31 protein-coding genes and 1 pseudogene are annotated in these 21524 nt (G+C 44.4%); 4 read left to right on the top strand and 28 right to left on the bottom strand.

All coding sequences use genetic code 11. The annotated features are described in order from the left end of the window. The 10 genes from C5471_RS24505 to C5471_RS18495 form a co-directional block, all read right to left on the bottom strand. On the bottom strand, positions 1-546 hold a 546-nt coding region (locus C5471_RS24505), incomplete at its 3' end, for a phage tail protein (protein ID WP_242688771.1). Between the two features lie 50 nt (positions 547-596). After that, positions 597-1193 (bottom strand): YmfQ family protein, encoded by a 597-nt coding sequence (locus tag C5471_RS18535; protein WP_133812613.1) that lies wholly within the window; start codon positions 1191-1193, stop codon positions 597-599. Beyond that, on the bottom strand, positions 1190-2329 hold the full coding sequence (locus C5471_RS18530; RefSeq protein ID WP_133812612.1) for a baseplate J/gp47 family protein: 1140 nt from the start codon (positions 2327-2329) through the stop codon (positions 1190-1192). The genes C5471_RS18535 and C5471_RS18530 overlap by 4 nt, the downstream gene beginning before the upstream one ends. Then, positions 2319-2765 carry a phage GP46 family protein gene (locus C5471_RS18525; protein ID WP_133812611.1) on the bottom strand — a complete coding sequence of 149 codons (447 nt, stop codon included), beginning with the start codon at positions 2763-2765 and terminating at the stop codon, positions 2319-2321. The genes C5471_RS18530 and C5471_RS18525 overlap by 11 nt, the downstream gene beginning before the upstream one ends. Next, on the bottom strand, positions 2762-3349 hold the full coding sequence (locus tag C5471_RS18520; RefSeq protein WP_133814174.1) for a phage baseplate assembly protein domain-containing protein: 588 nt from the start codon (positions 3347-3349) through the stop codon (positions 2762-2764). The genes C5471_RS18525 and C5471_RS18520 overlap by 4 nt, the downstream gene beginning before the upstream one ends. Continuing rightward, positions 3349-4425 (bottom strand): phage baseplate assembly protein, encoded by a 1077-nt coding sequence (locus C5471_RS18515; protein WP_133812610.1) that lies wholly within the window; start codon positions 4423-4425, stop codon positions 3349-3351. Before C5471_RS18515 ends, C5471_RS18520 begins: the two co-directional genes overlap by 1 nt. Then, positions 4422-5822 (bottom strand): DNA circularization protein, encoded by a 1401-nt coding sequence (locus tag C5471_RS18510; protein ID WP_133812609.1) that lies wholly within the window; start codon positions 5820-5822, stop codon positions 4422-4424. The genes C5471_RS18515 and C5471_RS18510 overlap by 4 nt, the downstream gene beginning before the upstream one ends. A gap of 90 nt (positions 5823-5912) precedes the next feature. Beyond that, the gene (locus C5471_RS18505; protein WP_133812608.1) at positions 5913-6389 is read right to left on the bottom strand and encodes a hypothetical protein; all 477 of its coding nucleotides are present in this window, start codon (positions 6387-6389) and stop codon (positions 5913-5915) included. Then, positions 6389-6814, bottom strand: a complete 426-nt coding sequence (locus C5471_RS18500) for a helix-turn-helix domain-containing protein (RefSeq protein WP_242688770.1) — start codon at positions 6812-6814, stop codon at positions 6389-6391. Before C5471_RS18500 ends, C5471_RS18505 begins: the two co-directional genes overlap by 1 nt. Beyond that, positions 6804-7214, bottom strand: coding sequence for a hypothetical protein (locus C5471_RS18495; RefSeq protein WP_133812606.1), 411 nt, complete (start codon positions 7212-7214; stop codon positions 6804-6806). Before C5471_RS18495 ends, C5471_RS18500 begins: the two co-directional genes overlap by 11 nt. 299 nt (positions 7215-7513) lie before the next feature. On the opposite strand from C5471_RS18495, the gene C5471_RS18490 reads away from it, so the two are divergent. Together C5471_RS18490 and C5471_RS18485 are read left to right on the top strand one after the other, a co-directional pair. Next, complete coding sequence (locus tag C5471_RS18490) at positions 7514-7816, top strand: type II toxin-antitoxin system HigB family toxin (RefSeq protein ID WP_133812605.1); 303 nt, start codon at positions 7514-7516, stop codon at positions 7814-7816. Between the two features lie 3 nt (positions 7817-7819). Beyond that, the gene (locus C5471_RS18485; RefSeq protein ID WP_133812604.1) at positions 7820-8191 is read left to right on the top strand and encodes a helix-turn-helix domain-containing protein; all 372 of its coding nucleotides are present in this window, start codon (positions 7820-7822) and stop codon (positions 8189-8191) included. A gap of 455 nt (positions 8192-8646) precedes the next feature. Here C5471_RS18485 and C5471_RS25115 read toward each other — a convergent pair. The 3 genes and pseudogenes from C5471_RS25115 to C5471_RS18470 all read right to left on the bottom strand — a co-directional run. After that, positions 8647-9039: pseudogene (locus C5471_RS25115) on the bottom strand (ORF6N domain-containing protein); the annotation flags it as partial. Continuing rightward, complete coding sequence (locus C5471_RS18475) at positions 9032-9367, bottom strand: hypothetical protein (RefSeq protein ID WP_133812602.1); 336 nt, start codon at positions 9365-9367, stop codon at positions 9032-9034. The gene C5471_RS18475 and the pseudogene C5471_RS25115, both read right to left, overlap by 8 nt. 65 nt (positions 9368-9432) lie before the next feature. Continuing rightward, positions 9433-9588, bottom strand: a complete 156-nt coding sequence (locus tag C5471_RS18470; RefSeq protein WP_157890154.1) for an Arc family DNA-binding protein — start codon at positions 9586-9588, stop codon at positions 9433-9435. Positions 9589-9708: 120 nt separating this feature from the next. Between C5471_RS18470 and C5471_RS18465 the strand changes: the two genes are divergently transcribed. Further along, on the top strand, positions 9709-9951 hold the full coding sequence (locus C5471_RS18465) for an Arc family DNA-binding protein (protein WP_133812600.1): 243 nt from the start codon (positions 9709-9711) through the stop codon (positions 9949-9951). A 28-nt stretch (positions 9952-9979) separates the two neighbouring features. Then, entirely contained in the window at positions 9980-10318 is a 339-nt protein-coding gene (locus tag C5471_RS18460; RefSeq protein ID WP_166296243.1) for an SWIM zinc finger family protein, read from the top strand. A 28-nt stretch (positions 10319-10346) separates the two neighbouring features. On the opposite strand, the gene C5471_RS18455 is transcribed toward C5471_RS18460, so the two are convergent. The 15 genes from C5471_RS18455 to gpW form a co-directional block, all read right to left on the bottom strand. Further along, positions 10347-10790: a hypothetical protein gene (locus C5471_RS18455; RefSeq protein WP_133812598.1), complete on the bottom strand. Its 444-nt coding sequence runs from the start codon at positions 10788-10790 to the stop codon at positions 10347-10349. A 110-nt stretch (positions 10791-10900) separates the two neighbouring features. Further along, the gene (locus C5471_RS18450; protein ID WP_133812597.1) at positions 10901-12808 is read right to left on the bottom strand and encodes a hypothetical protein; all 1908 of its coding nucleotides are present in this window, start codon (positions 12806-12808) and stop codon (positions 10901-10903) included. A 114-nt stretch (positions 12809-12922) separates the two neighbouring features. Further along, the gene (locus C5471_RS18445) at positions 12923-13216 is read right to left on the bottom strand and encodes a phage tail assembly protein (RefSeq protein WP_133812595.1); all 294 of its coding nucleotides are present in this window, start codon (positions 13214-13216) and stop codon (positions 12923-12925) included. Between the two features lie 14 nt (positions 13217-13230). After that, positions 13231-13599: a phage tail tube protein gene (locus tag C5471_RS18440; RefSeq protein WP_133812594.1), complete on the bottom strand. Its 369-nt coding sequence runs from the start codon at positions 13597-13599 to the stop codon at positions 13231-13233. A 9-nt stretch (positions 13600-13608) separates the two neighbouring features. Further along, on the bottom strand, positions 13609-15108 hold the full coding sequence (locus tag C5471_RS18435; RefSeq protein ID WP_133812593.1) for a phage tail sheath subtilisin-like domain-containing protein: 1500 nt from the start codon (positions 15106-15108) through the stop codon (positions 13609-13611). Beyond that, a complete protein-coding gene (locus C5471_RS18430) occupies positions 15108-15293 on the bottom strand; it encodes a DUF2635 domain-containing protein (RefSeq protein WP_133812592.1) in 186 nt (61 codons plus the stop codon). Before C5471_RS18430 ends, C5471_RS18435 begins: the two co-directional genes overlap by 1 nt. A 16-nt stretch (positions 15294-15309) precedes the next feature. Next, positions 15310-15855, bottom strand: a complete 546-nt coding sequence (locus tag C5471_RS18425; protein ID WP_133812591.1) for an ATP-binding protein — start codon at positions 15853-15855, stop codon at positions 15310-15312. Continuing rightward, positions 15852-16196 (bottom strand): head-tail joining protein, encoded by a 345-nt coding sequence (locus C5471_RS18420; protein WP_133812590.1) that lies wholly within the window; start codon positions 16194-16196, stop codon positions 15852-15854. The genes C5471_RS18425 and C5471_RS18420 overlap by 4 nt, the downstream gene beginning before the upstream one ends. A 2-nt stretch (positions 16197-16198) precedes the next feature. After that, positions 16199-16564: a hypothetical protein gene (locus C5471_RS18415; protein WP_133812589.1), complete on the bottom strand. Its 366-nt coding sequence runs from the start codon at positions 16562-16564 to the stop codon at positions 16199-16201. 1 nt (position 16565) lies between these two features. Next, positions 16566-17621: a major capsid protein gene (locus C5471_RS18410; protein ID WP_133812588.1), complete on the bottom strand. Its 1056-nt coding sequence runs from the start codon at positions 17619-17621 to the stop codon at positions 16566-16568. A gap of 107 nt (positions 17622-17728) precedes the next feature. Then, the gene (locus C5471_RS18405; protein WP_133812587.1) at positions 17729-18130 is read right to left on the bottom strand and encodes a head decoration protein; all 402 of its coding nucleotides are present in this window, start codon (positions 18128-18130) and stop codon (positions 17729-17731) included. Further along, positions 18130-18738 (bottom strand): hypothetical protein, encoded by a 609-nt coding sequence (locus C5471_RS18400; RefSeq protein ID WP_166296240.1) that lies wholly within the window; start codon positions 18736-18738, stop codon positions 18130-18132. The genes C5471_RS18405 and C5471_RS18400 overlap by 1 nt, the downstream gene beginning before the upstream one ends. Positions 18739-18741: 3 nt before the next feature. Continuing rightward, on the bottom strand, positions 18742-19590 hold the full coding sequence (locus tag C5471_RS18395) for a S49 family peptidase (RefSeq protein ID WP_133812585.1): 849 nt from the start codon (positions 19588-19590) through the stop codon (positions 18742-18744). After that, on the bottom strand, positions 19590-21230 hold the full coding sequence (locus C5471_RS18390; RefSeq protein ID WP_133812584.1) for a phage portal protein: 1641 nt from the start codon (positions 21228-21230) through the stop codon (positions 19590-19592). The genes C5471_RS18395 and C5471_RS18390 overlap by 1 nt, the downstream gene beginning before the upstream one ends. Further along, positions 21230-21493 carry a gpW family head-tail joining protein gene (gene gpW / locus C5471_RS18385; protein ID WP_133812583.1) on the bottom strand — a complete coding sequence of 88 codons (264 nt, stop codon included), beginning with the start codon at positions 21491-21493 and terminating at the stop codon, positions 21230-21232. The genes C5471_RS18390 and gpW overlap by 1 nt, the downstream gene beginning before the upstream one ends. Positions 21494-21524 lie beyond the last annotated feature (31 nt).

The raw sequence follows: 21524 nt of genomic DNA, 5'->3' as shown, positions 1-21524 counted from the left end.
GACGCTGATCCCTTTTGCATAGTTAGTATGCGCTCTACCTTGGAACGCGCCGTTATATCCAAGCGTCGGAATCACATCAACAGATTTCAATCCTGGATATGCCCCCTGAGCCAAATTCACCGTTTCCGACAAACCGAGGTTTTTCACAAACGCGTTTTTGTCGGGAATGTCAGCGCCGTTTTGGTTTTTGGCCAGCTTATTATTAGCGTTGTCATTCACATCAGATACAAGCTTCTGAGTTGCAGCAAGAGTATTGCTACCGCCTGTTTTGTCCGTGAGTTGAGTTATTCCTTTTTGGGTTAATGAGGCGTCGTGAATTTCAACAGCGCTGTTATCAATTAACTTTTTGATAGCAGCAAAAAGCTGACTGTCATTTTTACTATCTAACTTAATTCCCGATCCTTGCACGGCATTAATTAATTCACGCTGAACGGTATTAAACCAGCCAGCGTCTAATAATGTGGGCGCAATACCAGCGGCAACATTGCCATTCGTGAATTCACCGTTTTTATCTGCGGTATTTGTAATATCACCAATTTTTTGCATAGCAAAACCTCACTCATAAAGTGATTAGAAAAAAATAAATAAAGGATTATTTAGTTGCTGTAACCGAATTGTAGAATTGTATGAGACGGACAAAGACGATTAAATTGACACTCCAGTCGTTTATTACCCCACGACCGTAGCGGATCACCGCAATAACTCCCACCAGCTACAGCATAGAAAATAGTAGTTTTGGGTGCGTTAATTCTCCACGTAAACGGCCAGTCTTCACCATTCAAAGCCTCCCCGCAAACTGACTGTCCCACCCGCGCTTGTCTGTACTCAGTAATTGTGATGGTATAACCCATTGTTTCGGCCAGATTAATAAAAAACTCTTTTGACTGCCCGCCATCTCTTAATAATCGCGAAACAACTGTTTTCTGTCTTAATGGGATAGTATCAACTTCTCCGATACCGCAATCATCGGGCAAACCTAGTGATTTTTCCCATTCAGGCAGCATAATAGTAGCAGTTGCCGGGAAAGCCCCATCAATCAATCCCCACGCATCGCGATCACTTCGGTAATATGAATGAGCAATCGCTCTCGTTATTGCATTCATAACGGATGAGGGTTGACGAGTCCATGCTAGACCGGATGGCAATAGCCCGTTCAGCGCTGACATATAGTTTTCTGCACTATATCGACTCATGTATAGATAACCTCCCCACGCAGCGGCAACTCCCCGATCCCAAGTTTGATATTGCTTGTCGGATTCGTGATAACAAATCCTGCCGTTCCCGGCACGTCAGCAATCGCATATTGCAATTCGGAAATAAGAACTCTTCCTGTTCCGTCAGGATTTCCGCTTTCAAAAAATACATTATCAATAGCGGCTGCAATAGCATTCGTTACATCACGACTAACATACGATATCCCATTAATTGTGATATCAATTTTACGCTGAATTGGAGAGCAAACCCACACTAAAGCAGTGACTGGCTGTAATGGGTAAATATAATCAGCAACCCTTTTCTGGTCTCCAGTTGCTGACGTACCGTAGTTTTCTAAGCTTGAAAATCCATCAGTGCCGGTTGGGAAGCCGCCTTTTCCATTGTTATCGCACATAATGTAAATGCCAACGGTCCCTGCGCCCATTGCTCGCCGACGAATCCACACACGAGTAATACCTGGTACAGACAGCGCCCACAACTTATAGTCATCATCAGAGCCACCGGACAAAAGTCCTTGATATGCCAATAAAATTCGGGAACGAAAATCATCTTCATTTTCAATATCTGCCCCACCGATAATCGGTGTTACTGCTTTTCCCTGAACATCCACCCCCGCAATACTCTGATCGAGTGTTAGCGCTGTTCCCGCATCAGCATTACCCGCACTTCCTCCGCCTGTTGCATCATCAGAAATGTCGGGCAGAATTGCTGTTATCAATGCATTAGCCGTACCATTTTGAGCAATACGGACATCATAAAGTGTTTTGTATTGATAGCCGTCACCGCGATTGAGTATTGTCCCCGTTGGAATCATCGTCTCTTCAACACCGGTAAACAAATAATCATTACAAACAGCCGCATTGGCAGGTTTACGAAAGACTTTTTTCATTGCCCCCCAACCCGCGAGATGTTCATCAGTTGCAGTAAAGGGCGTAGTTTGTAATGCGATATAGTCAAGATAGCCGTAGTGTAAATGAGCCATCCCCGCGTCCATGTCAGCAAGAACGCCCATATTTGAATATCTTAGCAATGTACCAGCATCATCAAGTTCAGACTGTAAAAAGCTGCGGTTCTGCTCCCGTAGCTCAGATAGTGTTTGTCGTTTAAATGGCATTATGTTGTTCCCATACCCAGAAAAATCTTAGGTCTTCACTCTCTCTTCCGGGGCGCTGATAGCGAATAATCATATTTAAGCGATTTGGATAAACGATTTGAGTGTTGATATTTACAGAAGCGACAACGCCATCGTCTAACATCCACTGCAAAGCTTCACGCGCGTAATCTTCTGCTTTCAGTGCGACTGCGGTAGTGAGCTTTTGACGACGTATCAACCACAATCGCGAACCGATTTGATAATCCGAGCCGACATCACCCCACCAGCCCTTTCTGTCAACTCCGTCAATTTCGTCATCACTACGGGCCTGTCTATCTGTGAACAAACTGATTATCATTGCCGTTTGTAAATCGTTGCCCGTAACCAGATCCCCGTTACCCGCTAGCCAGTCAGCATGGATATGCTCAACATCCCAATAAGAGGTAATATCACTCATTTCACTGGTTCCCCTGTTTGCTGACTTGTTACTGTTGAGCCGCCAGATTCCACACCGGACACTTTATGCGTGTGCCTGTTGTAAGATTCGCGTAACTGTTTCATTGTTGAAGAGTTACTATTGCAGTTGTCAACGATATCACCTGTAACTTTTAGAATTGGCGTATTGCAAAGTACAGATTCGCTAGCGTTAATTGTTACCTGTGTTGCATTATTTACAGTCACTGACTGCCCTTTCGCCTCTATCGTGATCCCTGATTCAGTCAGCAAGATATGCAAGCCCCACTGGTTGTACAGCACCACTTCTCCGGGGTTTAAATTCTTATGCCGATATTTTTTATTGTTGCTTGCAATCACTACAGCGCTGGAACGATCCCCTCCAAGATAGCCGATAACAACATCAGTTCCGGGCGGCAATGCAGACGAGAAGCCAAATTCAGCCATTCTTGCAGTGTTATCGCGGACTTCTATCGGCGTCTGATACTGAACAACTTGAATGTTTCCGCTATCGCGCGAAGTCTTGATTTTTCCAAGACCTAACATCATTTCAACCCGGCGAGATAGCTTTCTGATTGCATCATTCATCATCTGATCGTCTCTCTTAAAATTGCGTAAAACTCATACGGCTGTACGGCAAAAGCCGCTGGAGGCATTAAAACTAATTGCGCTTGCGTGCCATTATCGCCGTTACGTGTATATGTCACTTCCGACAACAGCCATTGTTCGTTTTCAAGACCAAAAATAGGCATATGGATAGGGATCAGCGTGTTGGGTTGCCACAACTTACCGCTACTATCTCTCCACGAATCAACGGTCACTTTCAGCACTTTTGAGCGCCCGTAGCGACGGTTCATTTCCCAATCAATAGATTCTTGCGACCGTTTAGCTGATATGAGTGTACTTTCTATGATGGTGACATAGTTTCGATAGCGCATTTTTTTAGCTTCGGGATCACTTGCTGTAGCCAAAGTGACGACATCATAACCGCTATCATTGCTTGTTTCGTTCAATCCACTTATAGCAAATGAAAGTCCGGTATACTCAGAAAAACGTTCATTCATTGAACTATTATAATCTGATGTTTCAACGTTCTTACCCTGCTCAACACCACTCGCGGCTAGTTCCGTGCCTACTCGTGTCATGATTAAATTGCCGTCCGGCAAGTCGTAGTAAAGAAGAGCGGCAAAGCGGGTAACGCGATCAATGACTTCTTGTGATGACTCACCCCAATTCAACGTGAACTGGGGAACAATGGGCATATCATCAACATCAGAAGTCACTTGAATGTCGTACCATTGCGCGAGTTTTTGAGCAATCTGTAGCGGAGTAGCTTGACTGATAACGTTGTTAGGCCACTTTGCCGAGCAATCTACTAAGTCCTGACATTTGCCCCTGCCCGATACTTTTATCTCGTGTTTATTCTTGGAAACTGATGGGTTCCAGCTATCGATATATCCCGTTACCACTCTGTCATCACCCAAAAACACTTCGCATTTTTCACCGGGTTCTACAAGCTGCTTCTCATCATTGCCGGGGTAGTAATCCATTAACATTAAATCAAAATCCGATGGCAGCCGTTCAATACCTCTTGTCACCCGTACACTGTCCCACCCAAAGATGCGGCGTCCGCCGATCACTAACGAAAGTTCATCACTCTTCATTGCTTCAGCGCCTTAAATTTAATGGGCATAAATGCCGGGTGAATAGGGGAAACGGCTTGTATCAACTCATCACTGCGTTCAGCATCCTGATAGATTCGATTAGCAATATTTAAGACCGGCAAGACTGACGGTAAATTAAACTGCGTCAAACGTCCTTTTGCATCTTTCAGTGAGAAACTTTCAACAAATTCATAACGTAGCTGAACAAGGACCTGGAAAACATCATCGGCGGCCAAATCACCGGCTTTAATGATCGCGTTGTCAAGAGACTTACAAACACGCCGCTGAATTGTTGCGGCCTCATCACGATTAGCGGGGATCAGTTCGCTTGCTGTTTTTGCCATCGCCCCGGCAGACAGAACAACGATCAATAACGTGGTGGCTTCTGCTACATTCTTATCGACACTACTTTGCTGATATTGCGTATTTTTAAAGCTGGCAAGATTTTCAAATACTCGCACTTTCTCTGTCGTACTGCCGGTTGTATTAATGATTACGTTAATGACTAATTGCACTCCAGCAGCCAGCCCCTCAATTGAGTTAGCCTCATTGAGTTGTGAGAGGGCTTTTGATATTGCCTCTCGTCCCATGACCGCCCCGGCCATTTTCTCATTGACTACATTTTTATAGTTTTCACTGTCATTGTTTCGCAGTACAACACCAGTGGCTCCCGACACAGAACCGCCGATTTTCCCGCGGCTGTAACGGCTATAACGTTTACTACCAAAGGTGGAGTTCAACATGTCACTGAGATTGGTCACTTCATCAATTGACGATTGCACCATCTTTTCCCAGAAATTGACTGTCTGCTTGATGGTTTTAACGGCTTGTGTGACAGTGCGGATCTCACCTTTCACCATAGAGATGAATTTTGCGGCTGTCGTTGTAGCCGTTCTGAGCCAATTGGTATTTACTTTGCTGTCTGCCGCCGTGCTATTTGTAATAGCAAAGACTTTCAGACCAGATTCAATCACTGTGAGAGTGAACTCAAACACCCGGCCATTGTCCGCACTTTCATTTACACGCAAGCCGGACTCAGTGACGCTGACTGTTAGTTCTCCAAGTGTGGGATGTATCAGCGTCCCGTTCGCCCCTTCTTCACATGCCGCCACCAAGTTATTACGCTGTGTGATCACATCCGGCGCGGAATACACTTTACTGCCTTGAATGATAAAACCGCGAAGAGTAATCTTTCGGCTACTGCGGCCAAGGTCTTCAATCCATGCTGTATCGCGGTACGGATATTCATGTACCGCTTGCCGTCTGCCGAAAACGCTCTCCCCGGATACTACAGCAAATGGTACTCCCCGAAACGACGCCGGGTGTAAATTTTCCTTCCATGACCATTCCTGATCTTTCCCCAAAAATGATGAAATGGCGTCTTTAATCAATGGCATATCACCACCTTGTGGTTATTTTAGATACAAAAAACCGCAATTAAGCGGCCAGATATGAAAAAGCCACCTTATCGGTGGCCTTGAAAGGGGTCACTTCTTTATCTTATAGAGCGGAATGTTGATCTGCGGTATTCCCATTCTGCTACATGCCGACTGAACGTATTCTCGCCAATACGGCCAAACGTTGAAGGCTACATTATTTTCAGAAAATGCTTTTAGTTCGTCGCCTGTAAGCTTGGTTTCAGATAAATAAGTGGCATCAAAGACCACTTCTATTCCAACAGTGACATCCTCAGACTCTGATTCTTCGCTGCTTAATGAGTCCACTTTCAGCAATCTTATCCCTACAGAATACTCAAATATATAACAATGCCTGTTGTCTTCCTCGGAAAGAAAAACCTTTATTCTTGATACATCGCCGTAAGATTGAGTCTTGTGATCCTCATTGAACAACTCTGATAATACAAAAGAAGAATGAGCCTCCTCAGAAAGCTTAAAACTTGACTCCCGGATATTGACATTAACAATATGTAATTTGTTTTGAGCATTAATGAGTTCGGCATTCATTATGCTGCATCCTCATAGCTAAGATGTGCTGATGTCAGTTCTATTGTATCCGATTGAGAAATTTTTCTGTTCTTTTCCTTCCCAAGAAAAATACCTACGCAATTATCATCATTACGCCAATGTTGGTGCCTTTTTTGTTCTTTATCAATAGGTAAGGAAACATCCCTACCCTCTATAGTAATTGTTATATTTGGTTTTGCACCCAAAACAAAGCAGATGTCTGATAGCGTTCTGAGCGTCATGTTTCTTGAGCCGCTAAGGACCTGAGAAACATACGATTTTGTTTTTCCAAGTTTCTCGGCCAGCTCAGATTTTTTAATGGATTTATCTTCCATAGCAAGCAAAACATCTTCTGTTACGTTAAAAACAAGTTCCTCTTGCGCAAACAACATTTTTTCGTTGTTAAAAACGTGATCATTTTTCATGTCCATCCTCCTCGATTCTTCTCCAGTTAGAGTGGATCTTGCGGATGTTAGATTTGTTTAATTTTTGGTAATCTTTGTATATATAATGGCTTATAAAACAAACGCCACTTTTAGCTTCTGAATACCACAGATAACCCCTTATCGGGATTCTTTTAAGAGCATAAAATTTTTTATTAGATGGAAGGCTGCCTTCGCTAACCAAAGTATCAGAAGTCATTCTTTTGCCATCCGCAAGGCGTTTTATTTGAAGGACTATCTGCATTTCCATGTTTCTTGCCTTTTGCTTAACCAAACTTTTGGCTGATTCGTAAAAGCTTTCAACGGCACCAACGCAGTGGATTACAGTAAACTTTGAGCCATAGTATACAGGCTCTAGCTTCCCCTCGTCTTCCATCATCATCCTTAGCTCATAGTTAATATATATGTTAACTTTATTTTTATGTCAATGTGAATTATTGTGTAGCTTCTTTCACGTGACATTAATCTCAAAGTGCCATTCATCAGATCCCTTGGTACAGGGCGCTCTTAATCTGACTAACATTTGATCATTGTTACATTTTTTAATCTATCAGACAAATAAAAACACACTTAAACTAAATTAGACCATCCTTGGCTTCGGGGGTTGTAACCTTTTAAGCTGCCTGTGCGGTAGTGAACAAAATACTTGCATCAGTCCCAAAATGGGACTATCATAACTTTATGAAAATTATCTCAGTCAATACATTAAAGCAGTTCTGGGAAATCTATCCCGATGCTGAACAACAGTTGAGAGCTTGGGTTGACGAGGCCAAAAAATCCGTATGGAAAAGCCCCGCTGACATTAAAGCGCAATACCGCAATGCGAGCATCCTGAAAAACAGTCGCGTAGTATTTAATATTAAAGGAAATAGTTATCGTCTAATCGTTTCCATTTTTTATCCCATCGGCTGGGTGTACGTAAAATTCATTGGCACACATAAACAATACGATGCCGTAGATGCCAATACCGTAGAACCGGAGTAAACAATGAATATTAAACCCATTAGAACAGAACAAGACTATCAAGAAGCATTAAAAGCTATCTCACCGATGTTTGATAATCAGCCCGAACTTGGATCTCACGAATTTGATTATATGGAAGTCATGGTTTTGCTGATTGAAGCTTATGAGACTGAACATTTCCCGATTGACCCACCAGATCCAATCGAGGCCATAAAATTCAGGATGGAGCAATCCGGGTTAACAGCAAAAGACTTGGTGCCAGCTATCGGAAAAGTAAATCGTGTTTATGAAATACTTAATCGCAAACGTAGCCTTACGCTGCCGATGGTATGGAACTTACATAAAATGTTCGGGATACCTGCGGATAGCTTAATAAAACCGGCAAAACACGTTTAGTATGATGGCTCAAATCTGAGCCATCCTTATCTTTTGAGTTAATATTTCCAGCTATTTTCCATGCTCATGAAGTTTTCTCTGTGAATGATGAGATAACCGGCTTTTTGAGCTAACTCCATGAACGTGTTTAACGTCAGTACGTGGCTATCAGGGCGAACTATTTGACAACTATCAACCGCATTGTTACACATCGTGATTAGTATCTTGCCGTTTTCAGGGAACTGGATGCCGTTTAAAGATGGTGAGGTCTCTTTACCAAGATATTCACCCTCAAGGACTAACTTGTGAACATACTCAACAGCTTCGGGGATTTTCTCCGCTGGCAATTGATCAATGCTAGAAACGTTGAAACGCTGATGAATGAAACTATAAGCTTCTGGATACATCAACCCGCGCTTACCCACAAGCATATTTACAGCGTCACGTAACGGAGTGCGTTCGTCTGTTGTGGTTTTAGTGGATGTTGCCATTATATCTTTTTGACTGAAATAACAATCTTCCAGTTTTTCGAAAACATCCCATGCTTTATCCGTATCAAGCATTTTAGCATGACGAGCCGCTCCGCGTTCGGTCCATAAAGTTAAGCTTCGGGCACGTTTACCGATTAACTGAATGCCGCTTTCAACAGAGTAGCTTAAAGATACTCTGTTTTTAAGCTCTTGTAATTCTTTACCTTTTAGAATAAAGAAATGTTTTCCTTCGCTAAATCTATCAGCATTTCTAGCGTGGTTCTGACGAATTCGTACAACATCTGTTGTATATAGTTCTGCCAGTAACTCAGTTGTGATTACTGGAATACTGTTATGAATGATAGCCTGGAGGTTTTGGGCTGAAATTTGATTAGTCATTGCTGACTCCTTGTATCTTTTTCGAAGAGAAACCACATGATGGTGCCGGGAGGTTCGAAACGGCTACAAGTACCGCGGACTTATTCCCCTTTCGGGTGTTGTATTCGTCGCCCTCCCGACCTTGATCGGGGTGTGGCCGCGCACTGCGTCCACTGAATGACAGACATAAAAAATCCAACGCTAACGGGGTTGGTTTGATCCGCTTGTAAGAGGTTTCGAAGCCTCGTAAACGCAAGATAACTCCAGAGAGTAATCCTGTCAACAATATTTCTTGCTGAAAGAATGTATCAATAGTGTTATGCATTTCATTAATTGCTATACTCGTCATGTCGGTTTTCCTCTAAGATTTCCGGCTACTATAAGACCCCATTGGTGCCAGCCTTTGGGGTTTTGTCATTCTGGGATTACTATCCCTTCATTTTTTAGCGATTCCTTCACTCTCCGAAGAATTTCCTTACTCAAAGATCTATCACCCGCATCAGCTATCGATTGAAGAATCTCTTTTAGCTTTGTCGGCATCCGAACAGATACTGGTTCAGCTACTTTCATTAACATCTCCTTTGTATGCTTTTGTATGTGGTATGCATACATATTAATTAGGTACGTATTGATAGTCAATAGGTACGCACTTAATCTATCTTGTAGTTAACTGAATAATAGAAACTCATAATGATCAAGCGACCATACAAGCACCCTCAAGTTAATTTAAGACTTCCTATTGAATTAAAAGAGGAAATAGCAAAGATTGCTGATAAAAAAGGGCAATCTCTTAACGCTGAAATGGTTGCAGCCATTGAAAATTGGGTTTCTCAAAACTCAGACATAGCTCACAAACCAAGCATAGAAGAAAGATTGGTTTCTATTGAGTTGGATGTTGAAAAAATCAAAAAACTGATAGAAACCAAGAAATAGTTGATAAACTCCGCTTATGAGGTGTCTCATGGAAAAAATAAATTTTCTCGTGCAAGGATCAGCAGAAGAACCATATAAAGTCACTTTTACAAAGGATGTAAAAGAGTTCCTAGCATTCTGCACTTGTCCCGCAGGAGAAAACGGAATGTACTGCAAGCATAGGATCAACATAATAAACGGAGATACCCGAAATATTGTCAGCGACAATATTCAACAAGTGAATATCATTGCAAAGCAATGGCTACCAAATTCATCCATAGAGGCTGCGCTTGAAGATGTCAAAAGAGCTGAATCTCTGCTAGATGATATAAAAAGAGCATTATCACTTGCGAAAAGGAATGTCGCTAAAGTGATGCACGGCGGATAAGGTTTATTATCAAAGCCCCAATAGGGGCTTACTGCGAGCCTGCACCAGTTCCTGGTCCATATCGTTTTTCCAGATTGATCACTGTCTTATATATATCATAAGAATATATTTTGAATTCACCATCTATAGCCAAAATTATGTGAGCATCCTCTCCCCGAGGGTAAACAATGGCTCTGTCTTGGTCTAGAATGGAAAATTTCATAATAGGAATGCTCTCCCCGTTTCCATTCCTAGTTAGCGTCAAAAAATCAGTATATTTATAACAGAGCGTACCTTTATTTTCATAAAATCCATTAATATCAAAGTGACAGTCAGGACGCAATAAACCAAAAGCAAAAGGAGCACTGATGGGGATACCAATTGCTAATACACGCATTGTTGTTCGAAACGCTGTTTTCTTTCTTCGAAAAGATAAACAAAATGCAATTGCAAATAAAAAAACAAGCGCTACCATAATTTGCCAAACAGACACAAACACCTCTCATCCAAATCAAATGACCAATCATTATTCAGGTGCTTGACGAAATCAAGGTTAAACTACTAAACAACATTAAAGGCGCTCTAAAACAATCTTGTCATGTATTACGGATATTGCATGGAGGTTGTTACCCGACCTCCGGTTTTTGCATTAAATTGTTGCCGTTCTCCGGTCTTACTGTTGACTAGTGTAATTTCTACCTGAAACTTGTTTTCACCAATCGTTGATTGAATGGCGTCGGCTATATTCTGAGCAAGCTCGCTATTATTTGCTTGATTTGCAAAAATAGAGGGAGGTCTTTTGTCCGATTCAGGCAGTACAGGTTGATTAATCATGCGCTGTTGATTTAGATAATATCTGTCACGCAAACCCTGCCATTTTGGGTCAAAGATAGCAGCGGTTATTGCATCTGTAATCTCTTTTTGGCTGAATGGCTGTTGACCATGATTTTCTTGTTTAATAATAGCTACCATCAGCTTCTCTAATATTGCGGGATCATGCATATTTAACTGTTGATTGGGAAGAAAGCCTGTCTCGTTTGAGACAAAGTTAATATATGCCTGCGTATTATTTCTATCTATACCTCTCGCGGGCGCATGAGTACTGATTGTGCTATTAACAGTATCCTTTCCTCTATCGCCATTGAGCATTAACTGGCGAGCTAATGCAGAGAGGCCATCATGACTATTATCGAACTTGACAAATGTTCCACTTTTTCCTTGTACATATCCAACGCCGTTTGGAGCGTCACGCACATTTCCCGGATTTTTAATTCTCAAGCCAAACGAATCTTTTACTGGTTTTCCGTAAGGATCGGGATATTTTGGAGGTTCTATTTTTGCCGGTTCTGGGATTTTTTGGGGTTTGGGAATATTATCTTTTATTTTATCAGCATCATGTTTGCGCTTTTCTTTTTCCCATTCCGCACCAAATCGATCATTAATTTTTTTCTCTAAATCCTTATCAGGTTCACCCCACTGTAAAGAATATCTTTCTCCAAATGAAAGACTTTTCATGAACTTGACATCGTTTAACGCCCTATCGCGTAAATCGCCTTTTTTGTAACCGCTAAAAAGAGTATCGGAATAGGCCTCCCTCTTTTCTGCCTGTTCCTTCATATAATCATAACCATCTCCTAATGCGAAATTAGCAAACGCAATTTCAGCTCGATCCATTATTCCTTCAAGGCGGGCGTCTAACTCATTATTTTTATCATTATATTGGTTTAATTTGTCATTATCGGCTTGTGACCTAGTTAACCCATCTCTATCGGCCTTACTCAATAGTTCTTGATATGTTTCTGGTCCTTTACGTGCCAGCGCTAATCCATGTTCATCTAGGCCGATTTTTTCAGCAATAGTATTTTGAACATCGGATGGATATTTTTGCATAGCCTTAACAACTTCTGGGAAGGTCTTGTACACATCAATCGTTCCGTGCTCATTCTCATAGAGAGGAACCCCCATCTTTGTTAATTCCGCTCTGGCTTCATCGCGCCTTCCTTGTAAAGGATGATTTAAAATTCCATAAAAACTTTCTACTGATTTTTTAGCATCATCAGCGCTAATACCAAGGTATCTCATTGCCCCGGCTATCCGGGTAAAATCCGGGACACTCATTGCGGAGTTTTGAGCGGCCACATCAAGATCATAGGCTTTCTTTCCCATATCATTCATCAACTGAAAGCCTTTTGATATACCACTAGCCGCTATCCCTATGCCGCCAATTTTGGCTCCTATCCCCATATATTTCGTTGCAAGTTCACCAAAATTTTTAAGTGGTGGCACCATGTCACCGAGATGCTGAACATTATCTTTAGCATAACGTGACATATCCCGTAATTTAGTTCCAAGAGTGTCCACCCCTTCTGTTGACTTAGAGCCGCCAAATTTCAACCATTCTTGAGTTTTTGCTAAGTTGGGGTTGAGACTATTCAACTTTGCATTAATTTCATCAATCACTTTCGTGACATTCTCATCAGCGTTTAGCTCAAAATCGAAAGCGTTAGCCATCGTTTCGCTCCTTACTTATCCGGTTAGCCTGTTCAACCCACCATTCAAGGCGTGATCGAGTTAAGAGCCACGCATCACGCGGCCCCCAACGATAGTGGAATGTGACGTCAGCGGCTAGTTGTTGCCAGCCATTGAGCGCTTCGAGTCCAAAAAACCTAAAAGGAACTCTTGGCACTGATGAAAATCACTGATAGCCATCTTTTTCAACACTGATTCCGGGATGCCTGATACTAAAGAGAGTAATAGACGCATAGCTGAAATTGAATGATTGGATTTGTTCTGTGATTCATAAAACTGCTCGACTTGAATCAACACTGGCTCTTTCAAATCAATCTGCTCGTAGCGGACTTTGCCGTCATTGCTTTCAATTGGGGTGTTTAGTACGATAGTTTTAGTGGTTTCTAACATGTTGATTCTCCAAATTAATTTTCGGTTACCGACGTGCCTTCCCAGCGCACTTCGAATGTTGCATCTTCGCTATTGACTTCTTGGGTGTTAACCGTCCACATCCCTTCGCCAATGATCGTCTTACCGTTCGCCAGTTCGGCAACGATAGTGACATTAGTCTGATTATTAAAGTCAGCAACAGTTGTCCCGCCACTGTCCCTCACTTTGCATGAGATAAAACCCGCTTGCGGTTTTTCTTTGTAGCCGTGTACGTAGTCCATGCCCGTGAGGGTTTCTCGTGTGACAGTTGAGGGACTCCACGTAAAGTCCCCCGCCACCATGATCGAGATCCCATCGACGGTGACATAAGCGGTACCCGCCAGCCGTTTTGATGTATTTGCCATTTTTTTTCCTTATGCTGCCGGTTGTAAGCGGAATTGGTTAAGTAGCGCAAAGACACGTAACTGATTGATGAGTGTACCTGTCCACAGGACGTCGATTCTGTTCGGATTTTGTGGATTGATATCGACAATCAGCCCGTTCGCAAAGCTCTTCGAATCTTGCACATAGCCGTTGTATTCCAATGTCCGGTACTGCGCGATAAGCTCCGCGCGGATAACATTCGGCGTCACAATTGCTGAACCCGGCGCATAGCGGCTGGCGTCTTTCACTAGTTTCATCCGTGCAAATTTGCTCGTGATTTGAGTGCGGATATAGCGCGTGACGTACATCAGCAAATACAACGTCTCAACTTCCAGATAGCTATCGTCATTATCGCCAAAGCTATTCTTTTGATAAGTCGTGATGATGTTTTCGACCTGAATTGTGCCGTCATCAGCAACCGTAAACGTTGAAATCCCGCTGTGTAACAGATTGTTACGTTCGATTAAGTCAAGCTGGTCCTCAGATGCCGGAGCTAATACGCCACTTACGGGTAATGTCTGTAGCGGCCTACCGGGGTCGTTACGTAAGCTTGGAGCAATCGCACCCGTCAACGCCGCAGCCCAAACGTAATTCGGCGTCGGTGATTTAGTGACACCCAACAATGTTTCATGCTGATAATTTCTTTGCTCACCGAAGTTAGCCAGCTCACCGTATGCGCCACTGATCGCACTAAATGAATGACCGTAAAGCTGCTGTTCCCACGACCATCTCCCGACCGTATCAGACAAAAACGCTTTCACATCATCAAGAGAAGCGGTATCAGTGTATGGGTTGGCAATAAAATCAAAGGAACGGTCTTTGAGATTGCCCAATGCGTTTTTGAGATCGGGCGCACCCGCCCCGCCTGACATTGACGTAATTTTTAGCTCCATGCCTGCCGGAGTAAACTCTCCCCCAGACTGACCACGGTAATTTAGCCGTAAATCAATACTGTTGCCCGCCGCACCTTTATTCTTCGCAGTTAGCGTCACAGTATCCGCTGCGTCATAAGTGACAGCAGCGATAACCGGCAGTGTCACTTTTTTGTTAATCGCGTCTGACAATGCAGTGGCCACTTGTTCGGCTTTGTCTGTTGCAACTACAGTGACTTGCACGCGCTGACCGCCGATATACAGCGAGATAACGCCGGTATCGGTTGCTGGACTTGAGACTTTTACACTGCCTTTGGCTGCGACCATGCTATCAGCATCTTGAAGGGGCAAAACCCAGATTTCTGCGGCTTGATCATTAGCGAAATAAGCTTCGGTCATGCTATGAAGCATGGAACCATTGCCGTATAAATTAGCAACTTGAGCTGCGGAAGAAACACGCTCCGGGATATCGGACTTTGCTGTAGACGTACTCAACATTTGCCCAATGATCAGTGTGCGCTGTGTCGCAATTGCGCTGTTCGCCATTGAGTTGTCGAATTCGACATAAAAAAGCGGTGCCCGGATATTGTTGGGCACACGTGAAAAGGGTACGGCCATTATTCATTCTCCTTATCCTTCTTTGCTGCTTTTGTTTCAGCATTGGGATGACATATTTCAACGTCACCGTCTCTTACGCGACGATGCCAGAACAAGCTGTCTTGCACTTCTGTGCAACCTTCGGGCAAAAAAACGCCTTTTACGGGATCGCGTACGCGCCTCCCGATAACGGGTTTTACAAACATGGGTTACTCCTGAGAATTAATTCGGAAAATTAACTCGAAAATGAGGTTCGGGGGTGCCGTCAGGCATAGCGATTGTGACGTCCATCTCGTCCAGTTCAGCCGCTTCAATTTCGTAGAAATCTTCCGGGCCTTGGTAATATTCGATGTCTAATTCCATCAGCAATTGCGCTGTATGTCCTTCCCCGCCCGCATCAATATCTATTGTTGAACGTATCTGTTGATATTGTTGCGTCTGACGAGTGAGTTCATAACTGTTAATGACCGCTCGCTCTATCTGTTCGCGTAACCGTTCGAGAGACTCCTCTGCTTTAACTGCCCCATCGTCTTCCGCTTCGCTGTCTAACTCTTGTAGACGCCCGGTAATACGGACTGTGGTGACAGTGTTAAACTGGGGTACATTACGTCCCAGTGAATTTTTAACGTCGATAGGAGTTTGAACAAGAATAACTGGATACATATCTTCCGTTGTTGACCAGTCGCGTGGTGAATAAACCCGAGCTTCTGCGTCTGTCTTATGTTTGAGTGCGTCGATGACTAATGCTCTGATACCGGCTGCGTTCATGATTTCACCTTATTAAGAATGAGTTTTGTCCCACCGTGGCTGTCCGACTGAGTATCTGCCACGGCAAACAAGGTGTTGACAGGAACGCCGCCAACTATGCCAACAAATACCCGATCCCCCCTTTTCGGCGGTGCCTGAAACTCAGCATCGCGCACCCCAAGTACGGGAGATGTGGTATTGATAGTGCTAGTGTCATCTAATGATTCGACTGTTTGAGTATATGCTCGGTCAAAAATACCGTTTATAAAGTAGGGTTTTCCACTCGATGGCTTATATTCAACCATATCACCGAACACGTTGTGTAGCGGCTCAAGTAAATGCTGGTCCCAATTAATCCCCATTATCAAGCCTCATGACTGATTTTAACGCCGTCATCGACCGTAACGGTCGGGCCATGTTGAATAAGGGCTTGTTGCCTCAGTTTGTTAACGTCAGCAACAACCCCCAATTCAATCAAGCGATCCGCGTCTTCCGGGCTTAGAATGAGTTGCACGAGCTCTTTGTATTCTTTGCCGTTATGCTTAACTGTTTGGCCTTTCAGCACAACAACGATTGCCTGACCATCAGAAAGGTTTTCCTGCTCGCCGGCATCGGGAACAGCGGGATCTTCTTCCACCGTTTCTATCTGATAATCCGGCAACTTTTGTCCGTCCACCATTAATTCGGGCGGTAAGCCGCCCAGTTCGGTTTCTTGTTTATTCTTCGCCATATCACACCACCGTTGCACATAATGCAGCATTCACCCGGCTTGGAATGACCAACGGAGCGGATTGCATCATGAGATAACGTTGAGCGGGATCTTCAATTAACCAGCTCTTGGGCGCAAAAGCCAATGGCCCGTAATTAAATGCAGGATCAAGAATCAAGCCAAACGCACGCGTTCCCATCAAATCCGCACTTGACATAATAACTGTGCCATCCGGCAGCATCGGTTTTTCAACATTATCAATCGGGTCAATAAACCAGTCGTTATATAACCAGAGATTGAAATTACCCCAAATCCCCTTAAATACAGCCCCTTTTTGAACTGTTGGGCCGATATTCACCTGATTACCAAACGGGTTCAACGCCGGGAAAGTTATTGCAGTATCCTTGATAGACGTATCAAGACGAAACGCTTTCCATGATGAAGATGTAAAAACCAAATCAGTTGGCACTGCGCCAGACTCTTTCAGAATTAACGTCTGCCAGACTTCAATATCGTCACTCGGCTGCGTGTTTGTTGTTCCCGCAGCGACTTTAGTCGGCCATTTGTCTGAACCACTTAATGTAACAGTTAAGTTAGATGAACGACCGAAATCAATCACGGTAGTTGGAAATCCATCACCAACAACTGTAATTTGTGATTTGACCAAAGCGTTAGCAGCCATCCACTCTAAGCGCCGGTTAATCATGTCGATTTGATCGGCCATCTCGAATTGTAAATTCAGCATTTCGCGTTCTGCTGCCGTGTACTCACCGCCAATGCGTTCCCCAATTTGACGCCGAATGGGTTTGCGTAAATCCGGAGCACGTTTATCTTTGATATACGCAGGCTTGAATGTGTTTGTCTGGTATTTACGGCTTTCAACCAGCTTTCCTTCAACAAGCGGCGAAACAAATGGCGACATACGGCGCTTACCAATGTCAACATCAATAGACACTTCCTCAGTTTCATAAGTCACTAAATTTGGAAAGAAACGGTCCAACAACCAGTTTTGACTAGTAATCAGATTCGGAACAATTTGTACCAGAACATTCGTATCGTAAATATTAATGTTACTCATGCAATATCTCTATGCAATGACTGGCAGCCTGGGCTGCCAGCCTGAATTTAAAACGAGCGCATTCCTGCCGGGTGAATGGCATTAAATGCAATAATGGGGTAATGAGATTAGGCTATCGGAGCCTGAATACTATCGCGTATGAAAATAGCAGAAGGACGTAACGCAGTTTTCAGATCTTCAAGTGTCCAGCTTGCATCAAAAATGAGTCTGTGTTGGTTAAATTCACCCATCAGATAAACACCGCAAGTCTTTGATTCTGTTGTTGTATCAACATCATCAGCGAGAATAGCGACGGGTTTCTCTCTGCCGTCTGTGCCTGTTTTAACACTCAACACATACTCTTTTAATTCAGTGATAAGCCCTAAAACCGTTCCTCGTTTCAATAATCCCACTTTTGCAATTGTCACTGTGTCAGTCACTAGTTGCAAAGGACCGGAGACTAGCTGATCGGGAACAAACATTGTTGATGTCATGCCCGGCGCAAATGGGTTTTGTCCGATTTGTTCCATTATTTTTTACCTTTTACAGAATTATAGAGACTGGTTGCATTAGCAACAATAGCCTCAACAGAGCCGCTAGCGGGTTGTCGGGCATCAGGCCCTAACCTGACTTGTTGTGCCTGTTGCATACGCTCATCTAACGAAGCGCGACGCGGGGCTGTTGCTGATCCCGTTAATGCTAAGGTGCTGATCGCTTCACGTGCTGACATGCGAGTATTGAACGCTAAATGCGCGGCCATGTCCGGTCTGCCCGCAGCATGTTTACTGCCGAAAATAGCAGCGCATCGCTTACGTTCGGCTCGGCGACCTTCTTCTTTATCGTCATTCTCTTCGGCGTCCGCATCATCATCGTCATCATCAGCGCGACGGGATTTAGCCTTTTTCCCTTTTTTAGATGATTTATCCTTATCTTTGTCGTCATCTTCCTCGGCATCAGGATCATCTTTGTCATCCTCATCAGCCTTGGTATCGTCATCTTCATCTTCGGCGTCTTCTTCGTCGCGGTCCTCTTCTTCGGCACGACGCGATTTCGCTTTTTTGCTTTTTTCTTTGTCATCATCATCTTCTGACGCTGATTTTTTGATACCCAATAAATGGGCGAAACTCAACTTAGACATGTATTAAACTCCTGATTCTCTCAGTAATTTTCGGAATGCAGCATCGGGAGTGATAACCTCGTCTGCTAATCCCAGACTGACACCCTCAGCGGCTAAAAAACAGGCTGCCTGAGTATCGCGAATAGTTTTTTCAGAAATGCCCCGATTGCGGGCAACCGTACTCACGAACAGTTTTCCCATCGCGTCTACGTCATCCTGTATTGCGTCGCGGGCCTGTTCAGTTAGCGGAACGTACGGGTTGCTTTCTGCTTTACGGTCCCCATAAGTAATTATTGTCACTTGCAAACCATCCTCTTTAATACGCTGCGACCAGTCGCAGTGAATGACAATTACGCCGACTGAACCCACACCTCCGGTGCGCGGGACATAGATTTTGTCTGCGGCACTGGCTAACGCATAAGCAGCGGAATAAGCGGCTTCGGATAAAATGGCATGAATGGGCTTTGTTCCTCTCGCTGAATAAATCTCGTCTACCAGATCAAAGCATCCCGCCACTTCCCCACCGGGTGAATCAATATCCAGACAGATACCATTAACTTCGGGATCATACAGCGCGGTAAGAAAAGATTGTCTGATACCGTCGTATCCCGTCATACCACTGTATGGACGCAAACAACCGAGTTTTTGCACTAGCGTTCCTTGAATCGGTATCACTGCAATCCCTTCCACAACGTCATAACCGGCATCGTTTTTAGGACGTGAAAAACCACCGTCATCGTCCCAATCCGACATAGCGTTAATTCGCGTGATGCCGAACCGGTCAGTCAGCGCAGCCATTACGACTTCGGCTTTGCGCGGATGTAGCGCTAATGGGGTGTTAAATAGCCGTTGTGCTAAATGTGGTAAATTCATTACTCCACCTTGGGATCTTGAATAGTTTTATCAGCGGGAGTATCAAGCTGGGCCCAGCTGGGCGGAGTTAGTCCGCGTTCTTTAAATGCATCGAGTTCACGCTTACGCTGATCGAGCATCTCTTCCCAGTCTTCACCGGCGTTTTCAGCCGCTTCCATTTCTAACGTAGATAAACCAGCATCCATCCCAAGAATTGCCCCCTTCTTCTCCGCGACAGGATCTACCCAACCCCGGCCCGGCCCCATCCACTGCGCACGGCAATAGGCGGCTCGTGCTTCAAGAAAGTCTGGTGCACCGGTTGGCAACGGTAAATCTTCTGTGTCGTGAATTTCTTCAATAAATGCGGTCAGAATGGGTTGAGCAAAGCCAATAGCGAAATCCGCACGACGACGTGTTAGCGTCTTGCCGGATTCTAACATGGCTGAACGTGACGAACTGTAGTTCACATCAGACCAGTCTTGCGTCACTTGCTGAGTAGATAACCCGGTTGCTGCCGCAATATTACGCAATGCCGCACTTTCGAAGCCTTCAAAGTTGCTATGTGGCCGTGCTGCATTCACGGTATTGATACGCTCGCCGGGGTACAGGATTGGGAGCCGCGCCCCGTTTTGTAATGATAAGCGGCGGTCATTGTGAAACTCGACGCGTCCCTGTTGATATGCGCCCAGATTCTCATCTTCACTTTCACCCAAGGCCGATTCAACTAATGCAGGATCATACGGGGATTCAATATAAGCGGCGAATATCGCATTGAGTATTGCCGCTTCAAGTTCTGACTGATCATACTTAATCAGCATTTTCAAACGCTGAACAACTGGCGTTAGAATGCCATTGCCCCGGTGCTGTGCTCCGCGTTCATGATCAAAGTCGTGGACGACATGTGGCCTACCCCATGGTGTTTCACGCGGCACACGCTCCCATGTCATCGTTTTTGCACCACTCCACCAGTCTCCGATATGAGCCTCTCGAATGTGATAAAAAACAGGTGCGCCGTCATCGTCTATTTCAACACCACCTCTTATATGTGGCATATCAAAATTTTGTTGTGGGTTGCTTAATCTGTCGGGATCAACGATTTGTACCGTAGTTGCATACCGCCCGCGCCCCGGTCCTAACCTGTCTGCGCGGTACTGTAAAACGGCGAGCGCATCACCGTCTAACAATTTATGCCTGAATGCCAGACGCAACATCTGTGAAACTGTCTGCTTGCGCTCAACGTCACAATAACGCCCCGGATCATAAGCCCATGAGCGCCAGTGCGCTTCAACAACCTTTCCGTATTCATCAGCCCATGTTGCATCAAACGCTTTATTACCGGTCACCAGCGCCAACATTCTGTAATCAGGCTTAATGATTGGCCGGAAATTAGCCCCGATAGCATTATCGAGAACACGTGTTATCGCACCACTAGCCCAGCCGTCATTTCTTGCCAGATCACGGACACGCGAAACAATCCGGTCACGATAAATATTGATTTCGTTATCGGGTGACCACAGCGCCGGTTGCCAGTTCGCCAGCTGATCGCTGGATGAATCCGCCGCGTCGTACGGTACCCGACTGCCACCAACCAACATAGACATCTTAGGCCGGGAAGGTGGCAGCGGTTGACCGTCCGGGCCTAAAATTCTTACTGTATTCATCAGAACCTAAACCTTACCGGCCTGCGCGGCCTTGCTACGATACCTAACTGGGCTTGCAAGAGCTGAATTAGTGCCATCAGATCGGCAATGCCTGATTGCTGATAGGACACTGAGCGTGTGCCATCACCCTGCGTGTATGAAAACGAAACGCCGCGTTGCCCGGATGCTAAGTCAATATATGCCTGTTGTGCTTTCGTCAATGCGTCTTGAAGTTGCTCGCGCGTCATTGCACCAGCAAGCAAGCTCGTTTTTGGATTAAACATAGTGATCCTTATCAGGAAAATGGCTGTCCGT

The sequence above is a fragment of the Photorhabdus tasmaniensis genome, assembly GCF_011189505.1.
Taxonomy (GTDB): domain Bacteria; phylum Pseudomonadota; class Gammaproteobacteria; order Enterobacterales; family Enterobacteriaceae; genus Photorhabdus; species Photorhabdus tasmaniensis.
Note: the sequence above shows the minus strand (reverse complement) of the source record. Positions and strands in the feature narration are given on the sequence as shown.